26 protein-coding genes and 2 pseudogenes are annotated in these 21159 nt (G+C 68.1%); 4 read left to right on the top strand and 24 right to left on the bottom strand.

What is annotated here, in order from left to right; translation table 11 throughout:
- From ACLML9_RS07580 to ACLML9_RS07510, 15 genes and pseudogenes are all read right to left on the bottom strand, one after another.
- The coding region (locus ACLML9_RS07580; RefSeq protein WP_411944814.1) for an MHYT domain-containing protein at nt 1–753 on the bottom strand (753 nt) is incomplete at its 3' end.
- A gap of 371 nt (nt 754–1124) precedes the next feature.
- The gene (locus ACLML9_RS07575; RefSeq protein WP_411944813.1) at nt 1125–1865 is read right to left on the bottom strand and encodes an SDR family oxidoreductase; all 741 of its coding nucleotides are present in this window, start codon (nt 1863–1865) and stop codon (nt 1125–1127) included.
- Nucleotides 1866–2094: 229 nt separating this feature from the next.
- Nucleotides 2095–3018, bottom strand: coding sequence for a hypothetical protein (locus ACLML9_RS07570; RefSeq protein WP_411944812.1), 924 nt, complete (start codon nt 3016–3018; stop codon nt 2095–2097).
- Complete coding sequence (locus tag ACLML9_RS07565; protein ID WP_411944811.1) at nt 3015–3401, bottom strand: hypothetical protein; 387 nt, start codon at nt 3399–3401, stop codon at nt 3015–3017. Before ACLML9_RS07565 ends, ACLML9_RS07570 begins: the two co-directional genes overlap by 4 nt.
- 402 nt (nt 3402–3803) lie before the next feature.
- Nucleotides 3804–3899: pseudogene (locus ACLML9_RS07560) on the bottom strand (oxidoreductase); the annotation flags it as partial.
- Between the two features lie 80 nt (nt 3900–3979).
- The gene (locus ACLML9_RS07555; RefSeq protein WP_411944810.1) at nt 3980–4135 is read right to left on the bottom strand and encodes a hypothetical protein; all 156 of its coding nucleotides are present in this window, start codon (nt 4133–4135) and stop codon (nt 3980–3982) included.
- Nucleotides 4132–4281, bottom strand: a complete 150-nt coding sequence (locus ACLML9_RS07550; RefSeq protein WP_411944809.1) for a hypothetical protein — start codon at nt 4279–4281, stop codon at nt 4132–4134. Before ACLML9_RS07550 ends, ACLML9_RS07555 begins: the two co-directional genes overlap by 4 nt.
- 132 nt (nt 4282–4413) lie before the next feature.
- Complete coding sequence (locus ACLML9_RS07545; protein ID WP_411944808.1) at nt 4414–4656, bottom strand: helix-turn-helix transcriptional regulator; 243 nt, start codon at nt 4654–4656, stop codon at nt 4414–4416.
- Entirely contained in the window at nt 4646–5497 is an 852-nt protein-coding gene (locus tag ACLML9_RS07540; protein ID WP_411944807.1) for an ABC transporter permease, read from the bottom strand. The genes ACLML9_RS07545 and ACLML9_RS07540 overlap by 11 nt, the downstream gene beginning before the upstream one ends.
- The gene (locus ACLML9_RS07535; RefSeq protein WP_411944806.1) at nt 5494–6423 is read right to left on the bottom strand and encodes an ABC transporter ATP-binding protein; all 930 of its coding nucleotides are present in this window, start codon (nt 6421–6423) and stop codon (nt 5494–5496) included. Before ACLML9_RS07535 ends, ACLML9_RS07540 begins: the two co-directional genes overlap by 4 nt.
- Before the next feature lie 143 nt (nt 6424–6566).
- Nucleotides 6567–7196 carry a class I SAM-dependent methyltransferase gene (locus tag ACLML9_RS07530; RefSeq protein WP_411944805.1) on the bottom strand — a complete coding sequence of 210 codons (630 nt, stop codon included), beginning with the start codon at nt 7194–7196 and terminating at the stop codon, nt 6567–6569.
- A 59-nt stretch (nt 7197–7255) separates the two neighbouring features.
- Nucleotides 7256–7540 (bottom strand): hypothetical protein, encoded by a 285-nt coding sequence (locus ACLML9_RS07525; protein WP_411944804.1) that lies wholly within the window; start codon nt 7538–7540, stop codon nt 7256–7258.
- Nucleotides 7541–7824: 284 nt separating this feature from the next.
- Nucleotides 7825–8415, bottom strand: coding sequence for a hypothetical protein (locus ACLML9_RS07520; protein WP_411944803.1), 591 nt, complete (start codon nt 8413–8415; stop codon nt 7825–7827).
- A 562-nt stretch (nt 8416–8977) separates the two neighbouring features.
- Nucleotides 8978–9670: an SGNH/GDSL hydrolase family protein gene (locus tag ACLML9_RS07515; RefSeq protein WP_411944802.1), complete on the bottom strand. Its 693-nt coding sequence runs from the start codon at nt 9668–9670 to the stop codon at nt 8978–8980.
- Nucleotides 9667–10158 (bottom strand): hypothetical protein, encoded by a 492-nt coding sequence (locus ACLML9_RS07510; protein WP_411944801.1) that lies wholly within the window; start codon nt 10156–10158, stop codon nt 9667–9669. The genes ACLML9_RS07515 and ACLML9_RS07510 overlap by 4 nt, the downstream gene beginning before the upstream one ends.
- A gap of 91 nt (nt 10159–10249) precedes the next feature.
- Here ACLML9_RS07510 and ACLML9_RS07505 point away from each other — a divergent pair, with 91 nt between their 5' ends.
- The gene (locus tag ACLML9_RS07505; RefSeq protein ID WP_411944800.1) at nt 10250–10858 is read left to right on the top strand and encodes a TetR/AcrR family transcriptional regulator; all 609 of its coding nucleotides are present in this window, start codon (nt 10250–10252) and stop codon (nt 10856–10858) included.
- A gap of 42 nt (nt 10859–10900) precedes the next feature.
- Here ACLML9_RS07505 and ACLML9_RS07500 read toward each other — a convergent pair whose 3' ends face one another.
- From ACLML9_RS07500 to ACLML9_RS07490, 3 genes are all read right to left on the bottom strand, one after another.
- Entirely contained in the window at nt 10901–12034 is a 1134-nt protein-coding gene (locus ACLML9_RS07500) for an NAD(P)-binding domain-containing protein (RefSeq protein ID WP_411944799.1), read from the bottom strand.
- A gap of 80 nt (nt 12035–12114) precedes the next feature.
- A complete protein-coding gene (locus tag ACLML9_RS07495; protein WP_411944798.1) occupies nt 12115–13686 on the bottom strand; it encodes a sensor histidine kinase in 1572 nt (523 codons plus the stop codon).
- Entirely contained in the window at nt 13679–14356 is a 678-nt protein-coding gene (locus ACLML9_RS07490) for a response regulator (RefSeq protein ID WP_411944797.1), read from the bottom strand. The genes ACLML9_RS07495 and ACLML9_RS07490 overlap by 8 nt, the downstream gene beginning before the upstream one ends.
- 120 nt (nt 14357–14476) lie before the next feature.
- Here ACLML9_RS07490 and ACLML9_RS07485 point away from each other — a divergent pair, with 120 nt between their 5' ends.
- The 3 genes from ACLML9_RS07485 (at nt 14477) to ACLML9_RS07475 (ending at nt 15980) form a co-directional block, all read left to right on the top strand.
- Nucleotides 14477–14854, top strand: coding sequence for a PepSY domain-containing protein (locus ACLML9_RS07485; RefSeq protein ID WP_411944796.1), 378 nt, complete (start codon nt 14477–14479; stop codon nt 14852–14854).
- Nucleotides 14855–15024: 170 nt separating this feature from the next.
- On the top strand, nt 15025–15726 hold the full coding sequence (locus ACLML9_RS07480) for a dienelactone hydrolase family protein (RefSeq protein ID WP_411944795.1): 702 nt from the start codon (nt 15025–15027) through the stop codon (nt 15724–15726).
- On the top strand, nt 15708–15980 hold the full coding sequence (locus ACLML9_RS07475; protein ID WP_411944794.1) for a hypothetical protein: 273 nt from the start codon (nt 15708–15710) through the stop codon (nt 15978–15980). The genes ACLML9_RS07480 and ACLML9_RS07475 overlap by 19 nt, the downstream gene beginning before the upstream one ends.
- Nucleotides 15981–16282: 302 nt before the next feature.
- On the opposite strand, the gene ACLML9_RS07470 is transcribed toward ACLML9_RS07475, so the two are convergent.
- From ACLML9_RS07470 to ACLML9_RS07445, 6 genes and pseudogenes are all read right to left on the bottom strand, one after another.
- Nucleotides 16283–16447, bottom strand: coding sequence for a hypothetical protein (locus ACLML9_RS07470; RefSeq protein WP_357055969.1), 165 nt, complete (start codon nt 16445–16447; stop codon nt 16283–16285).
- A gap of 94 nt (nt 16448–16541) precedes the next feature.
- Entirely contained in the window at nt 16542–17018 is a 477-nt protein-coding gene (locus tag ACLML9_RS07465) for a winged helix-turn-helix transcriptional regulator (protein WP_411944818.1), read from the bottom strand.
- Complete coding sequence (locus ACLML9_RS07460; RefSeq protein WP_411944817.1) at nt 16954–17919, bottom strand: collagen binding domain-containing protein; 966 nt, start codon at nt 17917–17919, stop codon at nt 16954–16956. Before ACLML9_RS07460 ends, ACLML9_RS07465 begins: the two co-directional genes overlap by 65 nt.
- 89 nt (nt 17920–18008) lie before the next feature.
- Nucleotides 18009–19545: pseudogene (locus ACLML9_RS07455) on the bottom strand (MFS transporter); the annotation flags it as partial.
- Nucleotides 19538–20029, bottom strand: coding sequence for a MarR family winged helix-turn-helix transcriptional regulator (locus tag ACLML9_RS07450; protein ID WP_156058617.1), 492 nt, complete (start codon nt 20027–20029; stop codon nt 19538–19540). The pseudogene ACLML9_RS07455 and the gene ACLML9_RS07450, both read right to left, overlap by 8 nt.
- 381 nt (nt 20030–20410) lie before the next feature.
- Nucleotides 20411–21043 (bottom strand): TetR/AcrR family transcriptional regulator, encoded by a 633-nt coding sequence (locus ACLML9_RS07445; RefSeq protein WP_411944793.1) that lies wholly within the window; start codon nt 21041–21043, stop codon nt 20411–20413.
- Nucleotides 21044–21159: the final 116 nt, after the last annotated feature.

Here is a 21159-nt window from a genome sequence, read left to right as displayed (position 1 = left end):
GTTCGGCGCGGCTCGGGCGCCGGGTCCGTGGGGATTGGTCAGCGCCATGCTCACGCCGATGAGCAGCACCACGGTGACCACACTGAGGGCGCCGAGCAGGGGGCCCAGAATCTCCAGTGGCTCGGCGCCTTCGGGCGCCGCGGCATCGGGGACCTCGTGCGCGTGCATCGCGGACATGCCGGTGTAGTGCATGGTCGCCACCGCCGCGGCCATGATCAGCGCCGCGCCCAGGGTGGACAGGATTCCCCACGAGCGCATGCCGAACCACAGCGTCACGGTGGCCGCGACCGTGGCGATGGCCAGGGACAGCGCTATGCGGGCGGGATCATATTCGATATGTGCGTCCGTGCGCATCGCGGCCATGCCGGTGTAGTGCATGGCCGCTATGCCGAGGCCGGTGACGGCACCGCCGGTCAGCAGCGCCGGAAGGCCCGAGCCCGGTGTGGTTACCAGATACAAGCCGATGGCGACCACGCCGATCGAGGTCCCCGCGCTCAGCAGGGTGAGCGGGACATCGAAGCGTATCTGTGCGCCGTCTATGGAAAAGCCCAGCATCGCAACGAAATGCATGACCCAGATTCCGGTCCCGCCGATGGTGATCGCGGCGAGCACCAGCCAGAGCAATCGGCGCCGTCCGTGGCGGGCCTGCTTGGTGCACTGCAATCCGATGGCGCATCCGGTGGCCGAGAGGAAATACGCGAGGGCGGGCGTCAGCCAGCCGAACGCGAAGTGTTCGAGGTGAAGCATGTCCATCCAACGTTCCGCCGGGAAGCCCGGAGTTTCTGTGTAGGGCTAAACAGTACGACGCCTGCCTGGATGGGGTGCTGATCATTTGCTTGAAATGCTGTGCTGTCAATCACATTCGCGTTTCGCGGTGTTTTGATTCCGCAATATTGCATTGTCTAGCTTGCGGATGCATTTGCGGGGCGGATTCGCGGCGAAGTGGGCGCTGGCCTCGGAACGTCCGATGTCGCCACACTGTTGGAAGATGCCCGATGCGGATTCGAGCGAAACGCCTTTTTTGGAAAGGGCGCGGTTCGGATTTCGGGCTCGTCTGAATACGCCTTTCTCGGTGGATGATAACTGCTTTATTACTGGCATATAACTTAGAGTTGCTGTCGAGGTCAGCGGTGTGCGTCCAGCCAGTTCCGGTAGTGCGTGGGAGCCAGGTGCGCGTCCGGTCCGGCGAGGAGCTCGTCGCCGGTGATCGCGGCGAACATACCGGCGGTGTCGTCGGTGACGACGATCCGGTCGTCGTGCCGGGCGAGCAGGGTCATCCGGCCGATTTCGTCGAGCGGGAGCACATCGGGTCCCGCGACATTGCGGACACCCTGCAGGGGCGAACCCAGCGCGACGCCCACCACCGCGTCGACGACATCCGCGGCTGCCATCGGCTGCAGCCGGGTGGCGGGCAGCCGGACGACGGTGTCATCGGCGGACCAGGACATCACCGCGTCCATGAACTCGAAGAACTGGGTGGCGCGCACGATCGAATATGGTGTGGGACCTTTCCGGAGCAACTCCTCCTGCAGCGTCTTGGCCCGGTAGTAGTCCAGTTGCGGTACCTGGTCCACGCCCACGATCGACAGCACCACCTGGTGCTTCACCCCGGCACGGTCCCCGGCGCCGAGGAGGTTGTCCATCGCGGTGCGGAAGAAATCCAGTGCGGCGTCGTCGAAGGTCGGGGAGTTGGCCAGCCCGACCACCACGTCGGCGCCCGCCACCGCCTGGTCGAGGCCCTCGCCGCTGACCAGGTCCACGCCGGTGGACGGCGCGGCGGGTACGGCGTCGTGACCGGCCGCCCGTAGCTTCCGGACGACCTGCGAGCCGATCCGACCGGTGCCGCCGATGACTGCCAGCTTCATGGTGCTCACCTTTCACCGCCTGCCGCCGGGCAGGCCGGGGTTCAGAGAGTTCGATGTGCACTGAAATGTCGAGAGGTGCTCCACTGCGGCAGTCCGCGGCCGGCGTCGTGACCGGCCGTGCGAACCGGATGATCATTGTGCTGCTGTTCCAGGATCGCATCAGTGATTCCGGCGACCGCGGCCCGGCCACCGGAATAGATGATTTCGAGACCTGCGCGGGCCGCCGGGATCAGGTGGTGAGCCGCGCGTCCGGCATCAGGCGCGTGATCGACAGATCTCGATGGGCTATCCCAGGACCGTGCTCGTGCACCGGACGCAGCGCCTCGATGACGTTGACGCAGGTCAGATGGTCTGCCGGATGAAGCCCTTCGGTGAAGCGGAAGCGGACGTTGGCGGTGCCCCGCGCCGTATCGGTCGTGGTGACCAGCTGATAACGCAGCGGCGCCCGATCCTCGGTGGTGGTGGTCCAGATCGAGCGATAACTCAGCCCGGGCCCCAGCCCTCGGTCGACGATCACCTTCTGGACGGCCCCGGAACCGTCGGTGATCACCTCCACGGTGCTGCTCGGGGTCTCGGCCGCACCGGCGGCGCTGTGGAACACCGCGTCGTCGAGAACACGCAGTCCCGCCGTGTAGTAGCCGTCGACCGCGGCGGCGCCGGCGACCGCGGCCGCGGACCCGGTGGCCCCGATACCGATATCGTGCCGATCCCCCCACGGGTACACCCCGGCCTCGGGGAAATCGAGCTCCTCGACCAGTTCCACCCGCCGGATCCCCCGGGTCACCTCCGTCAGTGATCGGATGAGCCGGGCCGGAATCGTGGCCTGGAAGGCCCCGGTGGCGTGGAAGGTGGATTGTCCGGTGCGGCAGGCATCCAGCAGTTCGGCCGGCGGGACGTGGCCGTCCAGCGGCGCCGTGGATATCACGTCGTAGCCGTCGCTCAGGAGCTCCGGTAGCACGCTGTCCGGTGTGTCCGCGGCGATCTCGGCGAACGTCGGCACGTAGACGACGCACGCCGTGCCCTCGGGCGGGGACTGCAGAGTTTCGATCCGCGCGGATACCTCGAGGTGTGCTCGCGCGCGGATCCGGTCGGCGATCCGGTCGGCGAAGGGGCCGGCGCCGAGCACCGCGATCGCGAGCGTGGGTGAACTCATGACGACTCCAGAAGGTAGTGAGGACGCAGGTCCGGCATGACCACACCGGGCGGTGCGACACACAACTCGGGAACCACGCCCAGCATTGCGGCGACCGAGATATCGGTAACAGCGGACCAATCTCCGCTATAGGCCTCGTCGTCCATTTCGTTACGCATCTCGATGACACCCGGGTTGCCGTCGAGGGTGATCACATGGCCGCCGGCCGCGCTGCTCGGAAGATCCTGTCCCAGATGGGCATTGCCGGTCCCGACGTGCCAGCACTCCTCGTTGGTCATGAAGAGATCATCACCGATGTATCCCCGGTAGGTCATATGGATCGTGCCGACGGTGCCGGGTTCGACGACGGTGCCGCCGGCCTGCACCCGGACGCGCGCCGGCACCGGGTAGAGGTGGCGAACGGCTCGGACACCGGCGAGGCCCGCCAGCCCATGTCGCCGGGGCCCCAGATGATCAGCCGATATGGACCAGTCACAACCGTCTCCTTGCCGCCGCTCGCGGACTTTCTAACACACCGTCTGATGTGACACGCCAGTTCTGTGCGGCGTGGGCGCGCCCGGTGATATCGAAAATATCGACGGTAGGAGGGGATTCTGCGCGATGTGGCAACCGGATGTGATCCGTCGTTCATCTTTCGTGCGACACCCGCGACACGGTGTGCAGTTCGGCGACTGTCTGATTGTCGAGCGCGTTGCGCCGGGGCGGGTGGTCGATCGTCAGCACCACGACCCCGGGGGCAGGTATTCGGTGGACAGCGCGGACAGGGAAACTCCTTCGGATCGGGTTCAGCGGGCGACGGTGCCGCCGTCGACCAGGAAGGTCTGACCGGTGACGAAACTGCCGGCGTCCGAACACAGCAGGAGCGCGGTGCCGACCATCTCGCCAGCGGCTGGGCGAGGGCGTTGGCCGCGCCCGCGCGACGACCCGGCTTCCCGCGCGGTCCCGCGGTGCCGTGTCCGGTTCACCACACGAACCGCGCGAGATAGCGACGGGCGTACTCGCGTACCGCAGCCGGATCCGAGATGTCCAGCTGCCCTCCTGGATTCAGCAGCAACGACAACGTGAGCCGGACCAGTAGTTCGGAGACGGCCCGTAGGTGCGCCGCCGGCATCGTCACACCGCTCCGGCGCAGCGTCCCCGCGACCCGGTCACCCGCCTCCGCGAGACCAGCGAATCGGGTCCGAGCCGGAGCCGCGGTTCGGCGATCTCGTGGACCGGCATCGGCAGGCCCTCGCGGATTCCCGCGTCGGATTCGGTGGTCACCCGGGCACCTCCGTGGCGCTTCGGTCACGGATCATTGGCACAGACCAGTGACTTTGTGCCACCCACCGTAGAACCCGGCCCGCACGGCACAAGGGGCGGATCGCCCTCGATATCGTGCGGGCCGGAGCACGGCTACGCGGTTTCGGCTCCCGAACCCAGCCGGGGAAAGGGCTCGGTGGAGAACACGACCTCCACGGCCACCTCGAAGTACGCCGCGATCCGCAGCGCCAGATACAGGCTGGGACTGTATTCGCCGCGTTCGAGGTAGCCGATGGTCTGGTAATGGACCCCGAGCGCCTCGGCGAGCTCGCGCCGCGAGATACCGCGTTCGGCGCGCAGCATCGCGATGCGGTTGTAGATGGCCTCAGAAGGCACGCTGCATCGCCTTCTCCCGACGCGCCGCCATACTCGATCCGGACTCGTGCCGTGCCATGCGCCGCAACACTACCGGCGCCACCAGCAGCCCCACGAGCGCCCAGCTGCCCAGGACGGCGGCGGTCTCGAGATGGCGCCAGGAGCCGCCGATCTCGACCTCGGCCGCCCCGGGTGGTAGCAACGCCGAGCGCATACCGAGCCCGGCCCAGTACATCGGAAAGGCCTGTCCCACACCCTGTAACCAGCCCGGCAGGGCGGTGAGCGGGTAGAAGATCCCGGATATGGCGATGAGCCCCATCAGTGGCATGGTGAGCAGGAAGGAGGCCCGGGCGCCGTCGAGCACCCCGCCCAGGGCCGCGCCGACCGGCAGCGCCGCGAGCAGACCGAGCAGCACGACCCAGCCGAAGGTCACCCATGCGCCGGTGCCGTCCAGTGATGACCCGCCGATGATCACCATGCCGGCCGCCAGGACGACGAGTACCTGCACCAGGACGGATCCGGCGGCCGCGGTCACCTTGCCGATGAAGTAGCCGATCATGCCGTGGGGTACGGTCCGGGCCCGGAGCAGAGTGCCGTCCTCACGGTCCAGGCCGAGCACATTGGTGAGCGCGTAGAGACCGTTGAAGGCGATGATGCTGCCGAGCAGGCCGGGGAGTGCGAGTTCGGCGACGGAGAGGCCGGTGTTCCCGTAGTCGCGATCGCGGAGCAGATAGAGCGCGCCCAATGCGATCGCCGGAGTGAGGAACTGACCGATCAGATCGGGGGCGTGGGTGTACATCTGACGGAATTCGATCCAGCCGCGGGTGAATCCGGCACGGACCGCGTTGGCGACGGGATTCATCGGGTGACCTCCGCGAGAGTGTGGACCGCGCTCGCCGGTTCCCCGGGTTCGTAGCGTTGCACCAGGGCCATGTAGGTGTCCTCCAGTGAGGCGCGGCGCACTTCCAGGTCGCCGATACGGTCGCCGTGCTGTGTGAACAGCTCGTGCACGAATTTCGTCGATTCGGTGGTGGTGTGGACGAAACGCTGTTCGTCCATGGTCCAGCGGACCTCGGCCGCACCGGCGATCGACCGGGACAGCTCGTCGGCCGACCCGTCGGCGATGATGCGTCCACCCGCCAGGATCAGGATCCGGTCGGCGATCTTCTCCGCCTCGTCGAGATCGTGGGTGGTGAGCAGGACCGTGGTGTCCTCCAGGTCGGACAGGCGATGGACCAGATCGTGGAAATCGCGGCGGGCCGCGGGATCGAATCCGGCGGTGGGTTCGTCCATGAACAGCAGTTCCGGCCGCCCGACGATGCCGATCGCCACGTCCAGCCGGCGCCGCTGTCCGCCGGAGAGGGTGGCGATCTCGGCATCGGCGTGGTCGGTGAGCCCGACCAGTTCGACGAGTTCGCCGGTGTCCCAGGGTTTGCGGACCCGGTCGGTGGAGTAGGGGCGATAGAACGCGCCCAGGTGGTCGAGCAGTTCGCGGACCCGCCATTTGGCGTGGTCCCGCCATGACTGCAGGACGACACCGATACGGGCGCGCCATAGTTCGTCCCCGTGCTCGGGGTCGGCGCCCAGTACGGCGACCTGTCCGGCCGACCGCTGGCGGAAGCCCTCCAGTATTTCGATGGTGGTGGTCTTGCCGGCGCCGTTCGGTCCCAGCATGACCAGAACCTCACCGCGGTGTGCCCGGAATGTCACCTCGTGCAATACGTCGGTGGTGTCGTAGCGCATTCGTAGTTTCTCGACGTTCAGTACCACGTCGTCACTCGAAGTCATGAATCCTCCCGATCATCGACCTCCGATGATTCATAGTATATCTACTACATATAGGAGCGGCAATGCTCCATGTGCGAGTGACTCGGTGATGACGAGTGAGTGCTCGGCGTGCCGGGGCCGCCGTGCCGCGGCCGGCGCGGCGCTCAGTCCGTGCGGGAGAACACCGCGACCAGGAACTCCGAGGAGTCGGTGAACGGCCGCAGATCCCAGGTCGACAGCAGTAGATCGGCGCTGAGACCCTGCTCGGCAGCGTCGGCGCGGAACTCCGCGAAGTCGTAGCCGCGGCCGGCGCCGAAACCGGTGACCACGCGACCCTGTGGTGCCAGATGCCGGGCGAAACCGGACAGCACCGCCGGGCGGGTCGGCGGGGCCAGGAATGTCATCACATTGCCCGCGCAGACGATCACATCGAAACCGGCGGTCACGCCGCGGGCCGGCAGATCCAGTTCGGCGAGATCGCCGACCAGCCAGGCGGGTCCGGGATAGTCGGCCTCGGCGGCGGCGATCAGCACCGGGTCGATATCGACGCCGACGACCGTGTGACCGGCATTGTGCAGGTGGCCACCCAGGCGGCCGGGTCCGCAACCCGCATCGAGTACCCGGCCACGCCGGCCCAGCATGGCGTCGATCAGCCGCGCCTCACCGAATATGTCGTGGCCTTCCGCCGCCAGCGTCCGGAACCGCTGCACATACCATTCGGAATGCGCCGGGTCGGCCGCGGTGAGTTCCTCCCAGCGGCTCCGTATGCGGTCCGGCGGGGTGTTCGCGCTCATCCGGTTCCTCTCGCGTCGGCTCACCCGGGACGGTGGCACCGGATCGAACCCTACGTGCGTCAGACCGCCGGCCGGTTCTCGTAGACCGTCGCGAGGTCGCGCAGGGCAGCGGACCCGTCACCGGTGAAGCCGGAGCCGTGCATCACGGCCAGTGTGGTCGGCCGCAAACCGGCCGGCCGGTGCAGTGTCGCGGGTACGGCCGGGGCCAGTGATGTGGCGTGGAAAACGTCCTCGGCGACCTCGGCCGGTCCTACCGGATCGGTGCCGGTGAGGGCGGGTCCGTCGCCGAGCTGGGTCATCGGATCGCCGCAGAACAAGACGCCGGTGGACTCCTCGTAGGGCACCCGCGCCTCCCAGTTGTGCGGGGCGTGCGGTGTATCGAAATGCTGGATCCGGCGGTCAGGGCCAGCGAGACCTGGCAGCCCACGGCGCCGTGGGCCACCCGGGCGGACGGCGCCGCGCCCAGGAACAGATTCATCGCCCCGCTCTCGTCGGCCTCCACGTGGCCGAAAGTGATCCAGCGGAGGTAACAGGGCCGTGCTATCCGCCGGTCCGGACCGGGCAGGGCGCGCGTGGCCTCACACCCCGAGGTGAGGCCACGCATGCCGGTAGCCGGACGCGGGTGCCGCTACACCTCGGCGACGCAGGTGACGAGCTGACGCTCGTCATAGGTGTAGTAGCTGGTGGCCTCGGCGGGGCACCCGGATTCGTCGGTGGTACCGGTCAGGATCTTCAGCACATGCACGGTATCGGGCTTACCCGGCGTGCACGGGCTGTGCGTGGGGCTGTCACTACCCGACGGAACCGTCATGCACTGACCTTCGACCCAGTCGATGTCCAGGCACAGCGCGCCCTGTTCCTGGCCGGCCAGGGTCACATAGTAGGTCTGGTCGACATCGGACGCGCAGTCGTCCTGGGTGGGGGCCTTGGCGACCACCTTGTAGTTCGAATTCTCCGAACCGCACACGGCGTGGTCGATCTCCGCGTCCATCATCGTCCCCGACAGCGTGACACAGTCACCGATGGCGGCGTCGAAATCGACATCCCCGCCCTCGTCGGTTCCGTTCTGACCGGGCACGGTGGATACCGCGCTCGCCGACGAACTCTGCGCCGAGTCGGTCCCGCCGGTACACGCCGACAGGGCCAGCACCGCACAGCCGAGTACGACAAGGCCTGCCAGCACACCGGGGATCCGGAACGCGGGCGAACGTCTGGACATACGAACTCCTTCATGGAAATACGTGAGGGTGAACAGTGTTCGGGCAGCGAATGATTCGGAACGGGTACACGGGAATGTGGTGTCTGTGGCGAACGGAGCCGGGCAGGCTCCGTTCCCCGCGGACCGCCGCCGGGAGTACCGGCCGTGCAGGGTTGCCCGGACATCGCGACCCGCCCCCCGGCGGCCGATGAACGGTCACACGGGGGTCGATTACTTCGGTGACGCATCGCCGGAAGACGGCGGTGCGGGTGATGCCCGGCCGGCGTGGCCGAAAGCGGCGGCGACGAGATCGACTGTGGCGGTACACCGTTGTCCCGATGGGCCGGCCACATGCGAATGCTCGCGTGAGCCTACCGGTCGACCCCCCGACCCGCGGTGATCTCGGGGACGGTTACCCGTGCCCCGGCTCCCCGCCGCGCCCGTGACCTACGGCCGTAGCTTCCCACGTCGGTACCTACTCCTCCTCGCTGGTGCCCGGCGCAGATCTTAACCGCTCGCGCCGACAAAGTGGATCCCTCGGGCGGACTCGCCTGTCCGTGGCCGGAGAAGGGATCGCCGATCGTCAGATCGATCCGGCGGCCGCCGAGATCCGCGCTGCCAGGGCGCGGATCATCTCCGTCGCGACGACCGCGTGCCCGCTGGTCGTGAAGTGGATGAGGTCCGCGCTCATGAGATCCGGGCGCGATCGCAGCGGATGATCCCAGAAGTCGACCAGCACCGCGTCGTACCGGCCGGCCACATCACGGACGATCGCGTTGAGCTCGGCCATGCGCGGCCGCATCGGCCGCATCGGCGCCATCCGTTCGGTCTCCCAGACATCGGCCACGGTGAACGCGCACAGCTGGGCGCCGGTAGCGGTCAGCGCGGAGAAAGCGGTGTCGAGATTCGCGCGCAGCCGATCGGTATCCCCGCCGGGATGGAACAGATCGTTGCCGCCGCACGACACGTGCACGAGGTCGGGCCGGAACTCCAGTACCGGCGCCAGCTGTTCGGCGAGCAGCTGATCCGAGGTGGCGCCGATCCGCCCGGTGTTCAGGTATGCCGCCTCGGGGTGCACCGAGGTGAGGACCTCCGCGACGCGGTCGGCCCAGCCGATGTCGCGGTAGCCCGCAGACGCGTCACCCACTCCCTGGGCGATGGAGTCGCCGAGCACGGCGTAGCGCCGCCAGGGCGCGTTGCGCAAGAGGGCGCGGGCGCTGCCGGGGGAGATCAGCAGCGGGTCGTCGGATTCGCTATGGCCGCGGTGGTCTGTCATATCGACTCCTGTCGGGACGGAACGGCGATCAGGCAGGCCGATACGGCGGCGAAGCCCGCGCACAGCAGGAACAGTGTGTGGAACCCGGCGAGCGGGTCAGAGGGGTGGGCGGCGAGCACCGCCGCCAGTACCGCGATCCCGAGTGCCCCGCCGAGCTGGCGTGCCGTCAGATTCATCCCGGTCCCGGCCGCGAAGCGATGCGGCGGTAACGCGTTCGCCGCGGTGGCGCCCAGTACGGTCACCACGATTCCGACTCCGCCGCCACCGAGTATTCCGGCCGGTATCCATGCCGACCACAGCGCCGGAGTGGGGCCGAACATCTCGGTGCTCATCCAGGCGAGTTTCGCGAGGAACATCAGTACCCCGAGGACTCCGGTCCAGCGACGGGGCAGGGCGAGGAAGGCCGCGCCACTGGCGACGAGAAGTGCGCCGGGGCCGCGTGCCGGGGTGGACTGGGGGCCGGGGGCCCGCACGGACGATTCGGTCATGGGAATCCTGGAAGCCGGGGAAATAAAACGTACGAACGTTCGTAAAGAAAATACGACCGATCGTTCGTATTGACAAGAGGGCAATGTCAGAATGGGAGGTATGAGGGAGGCGATCACGGATCAACGGCTGGTCAAAGGAGCCCGATCCCGGGCGGCGATCGCCCGGCGCGCCGCCGATGTGGCGTCGGTCGACGGGCTCGCGGGCGTCAGCCTGGGCAGACTGGCGGCCGACCTGGGTATCAGCAAGAGCGGTATCGCCACCCTGTTCAAAACGAAAGAGGCGCTCCAGCTGGCCGCGGTCCGGGCCGGTCGTGATGTCTTCGTCGAACAGATCATCACACCCGCCCTCCGCGTACCACGCGGTCTACCCAGAGTGCGCATGCTGGTCGAACGCTGGCTCGGTTACATCACCGATCCGGTGTTCCCCGGCGGCTGCTTCCGGGCCGCGGTGCTGGCCGAATTCGACAGCCGGCCGGGGCCGGTCCGCGACGCCGTCGCCGCGGACCACGAGGACTGGATGACCTTCCTGACCGGGGAGATCCGCAAGGCTCAGGAACTGGGTGAGCTGACCGGGCGGAACGCGGCGGCGCTGGCCTTCGAGATCGACGCGATCGTCGGCGCCGCCAACGTCGCCCGCCAGCTCGGCGACGACGAACGAGTCCTGATCGCGCGCCGGATCGTGGAGGATCTCCTGCACTGATCGCTCGGGAAGTGCCGGTCGTGGCATTGCGGCGGAAGTGCCTTACTCGCGGAGAGCGCCCCGTTCGAGACCCAGATAGCCGGTGAGTTCGGCCGCGGCGGCCCGTCCGGCCCTGTTCGCGCCGATCGTGCTGGCCGACGGCCCGTATCCGATCAGGTGGATGCGCGGATCCACCGCGACCCGGGTGGCGAGCGCGCCGTTCATGGTGATTCCGCCGCCCGGGCCACGGAGTCGCAGTGGGGCCAGATGGTCCAGCGCACTGCGAAAACCCGTGGCCCACAGAATGACCTGCGCGGCCTGGAAACTACCGTCGGCCCAGCGCACACCCTCGGGCTCGACATGGTCGAACATCGGCCGCCGCCGCAGGACGCCGCGGTCCCGGGCGGCGCGGAGCCGGTCGTCCAGCGGAAGACCGGTCACCGAGACCACCGAGCCGGGCGGAAGCCCGCGGCGTACCCGATCCTCCACGATCGCCACCGCCCGGCGGCCGGCGTCCACGTCGAACGGCGCCTCCCGGAAGGCGGTTTCCGAACGCGTCACCCAGGTGGTGCCGGTGACCCGAGAGATCTCGTCGAGCAGCTGGACCGCGGAGATTCCGCCACCGACGACCACCACGTGCTGTCCCGCGAACTCCGCAGGGTCGTGGTAATCGCGGGTGTGCAGCTGCCGCCCGGCGAAGGTCTCCGCGCCGCGATAGTGCGGAACGAAAGGGTGCTCCCAGGTCCCCGTGCCGTTGATCAGACCGCGCACCCGAAGCGTGCCCGCCCGGTCGGTCTCGGCGTGCAAGAGGCCGTCGTCTCCCGATCGATCGCACACCACCCGCACACTTACCGGCCTGCGTACCCGGAGCTCGAAATGCTCCTCGTAGCGCTGGTAGTAGCGCGGGACGGCGGTCGCCGCCGGAACCTCGGCCCCGGCGGCACCCGGATCGGCGTCCTCGGCGAAGGACATACCGGGCAGGTCGTGTATCCGGTTCACGGTGCTGAGGGTCAGCGACGGCCAGCGGAACTGCCAGGCGCCGCCGGGACCGGGCGCATGGTCGACGATGAGGAAATCCTGCCCCGGCACGAGCCCGTGCCGCCGCAGGTGGTATCCGGCGGACAGACCGGACTGCCCGGCCCCGATCACCAGTATCGGGAAATCCGGTTCGGCCGGATGCACTGCCTGCTGCGCCATGGTCGCCGATGCTAGTGCGCACGCGACACCGGGGACCGCCGGCCACGCACCCGGCGACCTGTGCCCGCCGCTGCGGGCCCTCAGTGGGCTACCGGGAGTTCCACCACGAATCGCGCGCCACCGGAGTCCGCGGAGTCCGCGGGCTCGACCCGGATGGCCCCCTCGTGCCGTCCGACCACATCGCGCACAATCGCCAGGCCCAGGCCCGCACCTCCTTCATCTCGGCTGCGGGCGTCGTCGAGGCGCACGAAACGCTGGAATATCCGCTCCCGATCGGCCTCGGGCACCCCCGGGCCGTCGTCGGCCACCGTGAGCACGGCCCGGTCATTCCGCCGCTCCAGCGTCACCCGCACCGACGTCGCGGCATGCCGTTGCGCGTTGTCCACGAGATTGCCCAGGACACGGGCCAGTTGGGTCCGGCTACCGGTGACGGCGAGCTCGTCCACGCCGAGACCGGCGCCGACCGGTAAGCGATCGCCGACCCGGTGGGCCAGTTCCTGCCGGACCAGCGCCGTGAGCTCGATCCGGTCGGCCCGGGGTTGTTCGCCCGCGTCGAGCCGGGCCAGCAGCAGCAGATCGGCCGCGAGGTGTTCCAGCCGCACGGTGTCGCCGAGCAAGCCGTCGAGTTCGAGCAACCCCGGATGCGCCTGCGCCACTTCGAGCTGGGTGCGCAGACTGGCGATCGGGCTGCGCAGTTCGTGCGCGGCATCGGCGATGAACCGGCGCTGACGTTCCGCGGACTGCTCCAGCGCCGCGAGCGTGTCATTGGTGGTGACCGCCAATCGGGCGATCTCGTCGCGGGCGGCGGGTTCGGGAACCCGGCGCGACAGGTCGCCGTGCATGATCTCGGCGAGCTCGGACCGGATGGACTCCACCGGCCGCAACGCCCACCGGGTGACCAGCCAGGTCACCGCGGCGACCACGGCGAGCAGCACCGGCAGCCCGATCAGCATCACCCGCCGCAGGTCGGCGACCGCGCTGTCGGCGGTATCCAGCGACGCGCCCGCGTAGACGGTGACCGGTTGCCCATCGGGGGCGGTGCTGTCGAGCGCGGCGACGCGATAGCTCGCGGGCCCGGAATCACCGACGGCCACTTCGGTCTGCCCGAACACCGGTTCGGTGGCCGCGGAAGCACCGACGGCCCGCGTACTTTTCGTCCCGCCGGAGCCGGCCGTGCTGCCGGTGCCCAAGCCGGACTCGGTATCCCCGGAGCCGGGCGAGTCGTCCTCGTCCGCTGCGTCGGAATCGTCTTCGTCGGATTCGTCGTCCGCGGAATCCTCGTCCTCGTCGTCTCCGGACTCGGCGTCCGCCGCCGTATCCGCCCCGAAGCCGGCCATCGGACCCCGGCCCCGCAGTTCTTCGTCGGCGGCCAGTACCCGCCCGTCCGCCGAGACGACCTGCACCGGTTCGTCGTCGGGATCCGGCACCCGAAGTTGTGCGAGTGGCGTTCCCGCCTCCAGCTGCCCGGCGATATCGCGCGCGGTGTTCGCGGCCTGCAGATCCGCGCTCTCGACCAGGTTGCCGCGCAGGGCCGCGAGCAGGATGAGCCCGGTGGCGGTCAGGGCGATCGCGACCACCACGGTGGCGGCGGCCGTGGTCCGTGCCCGGACCGAATTCCACCAGGCGCCGCGGCGGCGCGCCCGCTCACTCACGCTCGGCCGCCATCCGGTATCCCGCACCGCGCACCGTCAGGATGGTCCGGCAGCCGAAGGGCGTATCGATTTTGCGGCGCAGGGTGCTGATATAGACCTCGACGATATTCGGGTCGCCGTCGTAGGCGAAATCCCAGACATGATGCAGGATATCGGCTTTGGACACGACCTCCCCGGCGCGCACGGCCAGGTGTTCCAATACCGCGAATTCTTTGGCGGTCAGGACGATCTCGCGGTCCCCACGCCGGCAGCCGTGGGTGGCGGGGTCGACCACCAGATCGCCGACGCGCAGAAGGCGCACACCGCCGCGGGTGCGGCGGCGCAGCAGGGCCCGGATCCTGGCCACCAGCACCACATAGGAGAACGGTTTGCTGAGGTAGTCGTCGGCACCGGTGTCCAGGCCCTCGGCCTCGTCGTACTCGCCGTCCTTGGCGGTGAGCATCAGCACCGGTATTTCGTGACCCGCGGCGCGCAGGGTCGCGCACACCCGGTAGCCGTTCATACCGGGCAGCATGATGTCCAGGATGATCAGGTCGTACTCGGTGGTGGTGGCGCGGTGCAACCCCTCGGCCCCGTCGTGCACGACGTCGACCGCGAAACCCTCGGCCGACAACCCTTTCGCCAGTGCGAGGGCGAGCCGTTTCTCATCCTCCACGATCAGCAGACGCATCCACCCAGAGTGTCAGACGCTTCCTGAAATGTTCTTCAGGTGACTTCAGGTCACCTTCAGTATCGGCTTGCCACAGTGCTGAGCGTATTCGGGACGTACACCCACTCAGGAGGTTTCACCATGGCAAGCGTTATTCGTCACGCGGTCGCCGGTCTGCGCTGGATTCTGATCGGCGCCGCGGTCGTGGCCGTGGTCGCCGGTGCCGCCGTCGGCGTCGCCACTGTTGCCCTCGGGCACACCCCACCGCACGGCACCGTGGCCCTCGATCGCCCGATCGCGGAGTGGTCTCTCGTCGCCGATCCCGGGATCGATCGCATCCAGGCCATGGACGCCGCCGTGGCCGCGGTACCGGGCAGCAGGGCGGTCGCGGCCGAGTTCGAGACCGAGGATCGCGGACCGGTGTGGGAGGTGGAAGTCGTGACCTCGGCGGGCGTCGAGTACGAGGTGACGGTGGACGCGAACACCGGTGAGATCATCGGTGCGGCCGAACACGATTGATCCTCCCCGTGCGTGTCCGGGCGCCGGGTAGGGGCCGGCTGCCGCTCCGGGGCGGCGGCCGGCCCCGCCGCGCAGTCGAGGTGCGTGAGCAGGCGGCGCGGCGATGCGACACTGGACTCGCTGTCGCTGGTGTCCGCGAGAGTTCCGGATCGAACAGAAGGTGACCGCCGATGACGATGATCGAGGTGCCCGCGCCCGACGGCGATATCGAGGCCGTGTGGGAGACGCCCGAGGGCCCGGGACCGTGGCCCGCGGTGGTGCTGCTGCACGACGCGGTGGGCCTGACCGCCGACCTGCGTCGCAATGCCCGCATGCTGGCCGATCACGGCTATCTGGTGATCGCGCCGGATCTGTACTCCCGCGGGCCGCGCTGTGTGCCCGGCGTATTCCGCGATCTGCTGTTCACCGGTGAGGGTAGGGCGGTGCGCGATATCGTCGCCGCGCTGCGGCGGATACGCGACGATTCCTCGTGCACCGGCCGGGTCGCGGTGGCCGGTTTCTGTATGGGTGGTGGTTTCGCCTTGCTCACCGCGCCCCGCGGTTTCGACGCCGCCGCTCCCTTCTATCCGACCAGCCGGGGCAACTACGCGGAGATGTTGCGGGGCAGCTGCCCGATCGTCGCCAGCTACGGCCGGTTGGACCCGATCAATATCGGCCGGGCGCGCCGGCTGGAACGGGTACTCGACGATTACGGCGTCGCCCACGACGTCAAGACCTATTCCGGGGTCACCCACGCGTTCGCCAACCGGCTGCCCCCCGAGCCCGTACTGCGGGTCGCGGGTCTCGGTTACGACGAGGAGGCCACCGAGGACGCCTGGCGACGTGTTTTCGCCTTTTTCGACGCACATCTGACATGTCCGTCGCCGCACTGACTGCCGTTGCCGCGGTCGGCAGTGGAACCGATGCGGCGCAGCCGGTTTCGTGTTCCCGGCAACGGGAAGTCATCGGCCGGAAATTGAAGCCGTTGAATATCGTACCGTTCAACAACGGCATAGTTGCCGCTGCTGCGTCCGGCGTCGCGTCCGGGCGGTTCGGTTCGGTTCGGTTCGACGGAAGCAGGTTCGATATGTCCAACAACTTCTTTATGACCTTCATGATGATGATGATCATGATGATGATGTTCTGAGTTCCCGCGTGGCCCACCGGGCTCGTCGCCGGTCGACCGGCCGGGATACCCGAAAGCTTTCGTCCCGGCCGCCACATCGGCGCAACGGTGGGCGAGACGGCTCGGTGAAACGGATGAGCAGGTCACCCGGGGCGGCGACCTGCTCATCCCGGCGCACGCTCCTCGACGAGCAACGTGCGCTCTTCCGGGTGGTTCGGTGATCGCTACCGGGGTGATTCACCCGGGCACGCCGGACTGCACCGGATATGCCCGACGGCGCGAGTACCGGCCGGTCGGCACATGAACTCCGGAAGTGCGAATGCTCAGATACAGACTGTGGCGCTTCCGAGGGGGATACACAGGATGATGGCAGAACCGGTGATCGGGGTGGCCGACGGGGTGGCGGCCGAGGCGACCGGAGCGCCGAGGGCGCCGAGGGACAGGGCGATCGCAGTTGCGGCGAAAATCTTGGTCATTCTGGTAGACATTGCATATCCTTCGGTCGGGGTGAAACCAGGGACATCTTTCGCGCAGCATCATCAGTTTTCGCTGCGGGCAAGGCCGACACCAGACAAGGAATCATCAATTTTCCGGCACCGAGGTCACGAGCGGGTCACCGGTATGCCGCGACGGGTCGCGCCGAGATCGCGGTGACCGCGGGATCGTCCAGGAACGCCCGGCGTCGGATTCTTCCCGGCCGCGCACGATATTCGAGTGGTTCGCGCGTGCCCGGTCGGCCATGGCGTTCGCCACCACCGCGAGGCTTTCACCCCGCGGCGACAGAGAGCACTCGGCCCGAGGTGGCACGGTCGGGTACAGCGGGCGGCTGATCAGCCCGTCCCGCAACGGGTTTCGAGTGCCGCCGATGAGAATACGCTGGGACAGGCCGGGAATCGCCCTCGACAACTCGCTGAAACGCCAAGGCCGGAATACAAGCCGTGGCCGAAGGGCTTGCCGGAGGGGGGCGACAAGCCCTTCGGAGTTACGCGGCGGGTTACTCCTGACCGTCGGTTCCGTACCCGAGTTCGACGTCGTAGCCGACCTCTTCGCCGGAAATATCGATCTGCCCGGTGACCGGCGGATAACCGCGGGCCACGACCGTGTACCGGCCCTCGGGGAGATCGGGCACGATGTAGCGGCCCTGCTCGTCGGTGTGCGCGGTGGCGGCCACATCGCCGGTGGCGTCGAGGACGGTGATCTGGATATCGATCACCGGCCGGCCACCGTCGGCGCGGGCCGATCCGGTCAGCACGGCCATCGGCGCGAGTTCGATATCGTGCCGCAGCCGGCCGCTGTCGGGCACGGTCAGCGCGGTCGCGCTCGGGCGCATGTGCTCGGCGACCGCCACCAGTGTGTAGGTGCCGGGAACCACGCCGTGGCACAGGTAGACGCCGTCCTCGCCGGAGGCGGCCGATGCGACGACCTCGCCGTACTGGTCGGTCACCGTGACCGTCGCGCCGGCCAGCGGCGCACCGCCACGGGTCGAGCGGACGGTGCCCGACAACTCGCCGAGCCCGGAGAGGGTCAGGTCCATGCGCTGTGGCTGCGCGGCGTGCGCCACATTGACCGCGGTCGGCCGGTGGCCCGGCGCCGAGACGATCAGCACATAACTACCCGGCCCGGGGGCGTTGACGGTGTAGCCGCCGTCGCCGGCCCCGCTCGCCCGCGCGACCTGGTGTCCGCGCTGGTCTATCAGGGTGAGTGCCGCACCGGGGACCGGGCGTCCGTCCTCGCGGGTGATGTGCCCGTGGAAGGAGCCGCTCTCCGCGCCGGTCCCGGAGTACCGGGTGGTCGGCAGCGAGGTCTGTGCGGTGACGGCCGGGCTGTATACGCCGTGACCGTTCTGTCCGGCCGGCGCCTGCGCCGTGAGCGCGCCGACAGGTACGGGTGCCGGTTCGGTTCGCGGATCGTCGGCGTGCTCGGTCGCGGGGGCGTGGTGCCGACCCACCGGCTCGGCCATCGCGGGGGTGCGTTCGAGATCGGCCAGATCATCGGGCACCTCGGCCTTGGGCTCCATATCGGTGGCGGCCGCGGGATCGGCGGTCGGCTCGATATCGATCGTGCGCCGCAGCGGGCGGTTCGGCAGCAGCGCCGCGGCGATGAGCGCCACCACACAGGTCACCGCCGCGATCAGGAAGATCCGGCCGGTGGCGTCACCGTAGGAGAAGCGCACGATCTCGGCGATCGGGGCGGGCAGCGCCTTCAGATCCAGATTGCCGCTGCCCGACGAGGTGGTGTGGATGCCGAGTTCGGCGAAACGGGCGGTGGACAGTTCGCTCACCCGGGTCGCCAGGACCGAACCCAGGACCGAGACGCCGATGGCGCCACCGAAGGTGCGGAAGAAGGCGACGCTGCTGGACGCGGCGCCGATATTCTGCACGCTCACGGTGTTCTGAACCGCCAGCACCAGGTTCTGCATCATCATGCCGACACCCGCGCCGGTCACGGTGATGAAGCCGCCGATCAGCCAGATGTTCGTAGCATGGTCGACGGTGGAGAGCAGGGCGAATCCGACCACCAGCAGGGCCGCGCCGGTGACGACGAAGCTCTTCCACTTGCCGAATCGGGTGATGAGCTGACCGGAGATCACCGAGGCGACGAGCATCCCGGCCACCATCGGCGACGACAACAGACCCGCCGCGGTGGGGGAGTAGCCACGGGCGGTCTGCAGGTACTGACCGAGGAACGTGGTGGCGCCGAACATGCCGACGCCCACGGCGACCGAAGCGAGGATGGCCAGCGCGGTGGTGCGTTCGGTGACGATCTTCAGCGGGATGACCGGATCCTTCACCCGCGATTCGACGAGCACCGTCAGCGCCAGCAGCAGGACACCGCCACCGACGTAGAGCGCCGATTCGGTGGACCACCACTCGTAGTACCCGGCCTTACCGGCGAACGAGACCCAGATCAGCAGGACCGAGACGCCCGCGGTGAGCAGGGTGGCGCCGAGCCAGTCGATCCGGACGCCCTCTTTGCGGGTCGTGGTCAGCCGCAGCGTGCGCTGCAGGAGCAGCAGGGCGATCACGGCGAGCGGGATGCAGATGAAGAAGCACCAGCGCCAGCCCAGCGGGCTGTCCACGATGACGCCGCCCAGGATCGGTCCGCCGGTCATGGAGACCGCCATGACCGCGCCCATGTAGCCGGAGTACCGCCCGCGTTCGCGCGGCGGAATGATGCTGCCGATGATCGCGACGACCAGCGCGGTCAGCCCGCCCATGCCGACGCCCTGCAACGCGCGGGCGGCAAGGAGCAGTCCGACATTGTGGGCGAAACCGGCGATTACCGAGCCGACCACGAAGATGATGATGCCCAGCTGCACCAGCGTCTTCTTGTTGAACAGGTCGGCCAGCTTGCCCCAGATCGGCGTCGAGGCCGCGTTGGTGAGCAGAGCGGTGGTGATGACCCAGGCGTAGGCGGTCTGCGAAGCCTGTAGATCACCGATGATGGTCGGTAGGGCGTTGGCGACGATGGTGGTGCTGAGCAGCGCGGTGAACAGCGCCGCCAGCAGACCGGTCATCGCTTCGAGGATTTCGCGATGGCTCATGGCGAGCGGATCGCGAGAGGCTGGCGCCTCGGTGTCAGACATCGGCTCTCTCTTTCGAAACCTGCGGGTTCTCGTCCGCCGTGCCACAGCGGTCCCGGGAGTTGAGGGAATTCCGGAGGCGGCGCATCACCTGATAGGCCTGTTCCACGTCGTCCTCGGTCCAATCGCCGAGGGTTTCCTGGAGGTGCCGGGTGTGCAACGCCCGGACCCGGTGCAGCAGATCCTGGCCGTCTGGGGTCAGCCGGACCAGGCTGGCGCGGCCGTCGCTGGGATCGGCCTCGCGGCTGATGTATCCGGCGGCGGCCAGTTCGGTGATGTGCCGGCTCATCGCCGACGGGGTGATGCGGAGGTCGGCCGCGAGGCCCACCTGCCGGCAGGGGCCCGCCGTCTCGAGGGTGGACAGGACGCCGAGCCCACCGGGGAGGAGCCGGCCCGCGTCGGACTGGGCCAGCGTGCTCCGGAGGGCACGGCCGATGAGGAACATCTCACCGAGGAGGTTCTGTGTGGTATCCGCTGAGACTGGCACGGTGGCTCCAAACAATGATTAGTTCACTACGCTAACCAAAAATAGATCAGTTGCTTGCGGTAATCAACTATCGCAAATCGGACACCGAACTGCGGGTCGGGCGCGGCTCGCATCCCCGTCTCGATACCAAGGTTTTGAGTCAGCCGAGAGTTTCCGATGGACCCCACCACAAGTGCAGGAAGCTCCGGACGTCGTCATACCCGTCAAGAGCCCGACCGTCCACGTCCGCCGGGTCGGCCTCGGCACGCGCCGCCAGCGACTCACGAGTGCGAGGGCGTTGGACGCATTCGGCCTGGATTATCTCTGTTCAACGATGATCGTTGCCGGATTTCTGCCCAAGAATGCCCTTTGCTGGACATGCGTCGGTGGACCTCGGGGGCCCTACCGCTTGGGATGTTGCGTCGTGCAGTCGAAGAGTCTGTCGAGGTAGTAATCGATGGCGGTCAGCGCGGCGTCGGGATCGATGACGTCGAAGTCGAGAAGCGGGGTGAAGCCGGTCAGCGCAAGCAGGAGGTTTGTCTCGATGGCTGGTTCACGATCCGAGGGGATATGGCCATCGGTGATTGCTTGCCTGATCAGGTGTTCGGTCAGTGCTCTGCCGTCGTGTAGTCCGAGGCGGGCCTGTTCGTGTAGCTCTGGGTCGTGTAACGCCTCGAGGGTGTAGGCGGCGCTCATGCGGCTGGTGGCGCGGGCGTCCGGGTGCAGGGGGAGCATCTCCGTGAGCGTTACTCGCAGTACGTCGCGCGGGTGTGGGGGGGAGCCGAGGCGGTCGAGGCTTCGGGTGACGCGCCGTGAGGTCTGTTCGGAAGCGAACTCCATAGCGAATACGAGCATCGCTGTCCGGGAGCTGAAATAGTGCTGGACCTGTCCGAGGGAGGCGTCCGCCTCGCGGGCGATCTCACGCATCGTCGCTCGGGTCCAACCTTGTTGTTCCACTACTCGCCACAGGGCGCGAGCGATGGTTTCGCGACGTTCTCGGTGATCAACCTGTTTGGGCACGCGAACCCCTTCCATCTGATTCCATACGCCTGACATAATACAGCTGACTTGAAAAAGGAGTGGTGAGAATGACTGACCGTAGATTCCGGCCGCGGAAGGTTGAAGCCCTCACTGAGGACCGCGACCGGTCG

The sequence above is a fragment of the Nocardia sp. NPDC002869 genome (assembly GCF_046764065.1).
In the GTDB taxonomy this organism is placed as follows: Bacteria; Actinomycetota; Actinomycetes; order Mycobacteriales; family Mycobacteriaceae; genus Nocardia; species Nocardia rhamnosiphila.
Note: the sequence above shows the minus strand (reverse complement) of the source record. Positions and strands in the feature narration are given on the sequence as shown.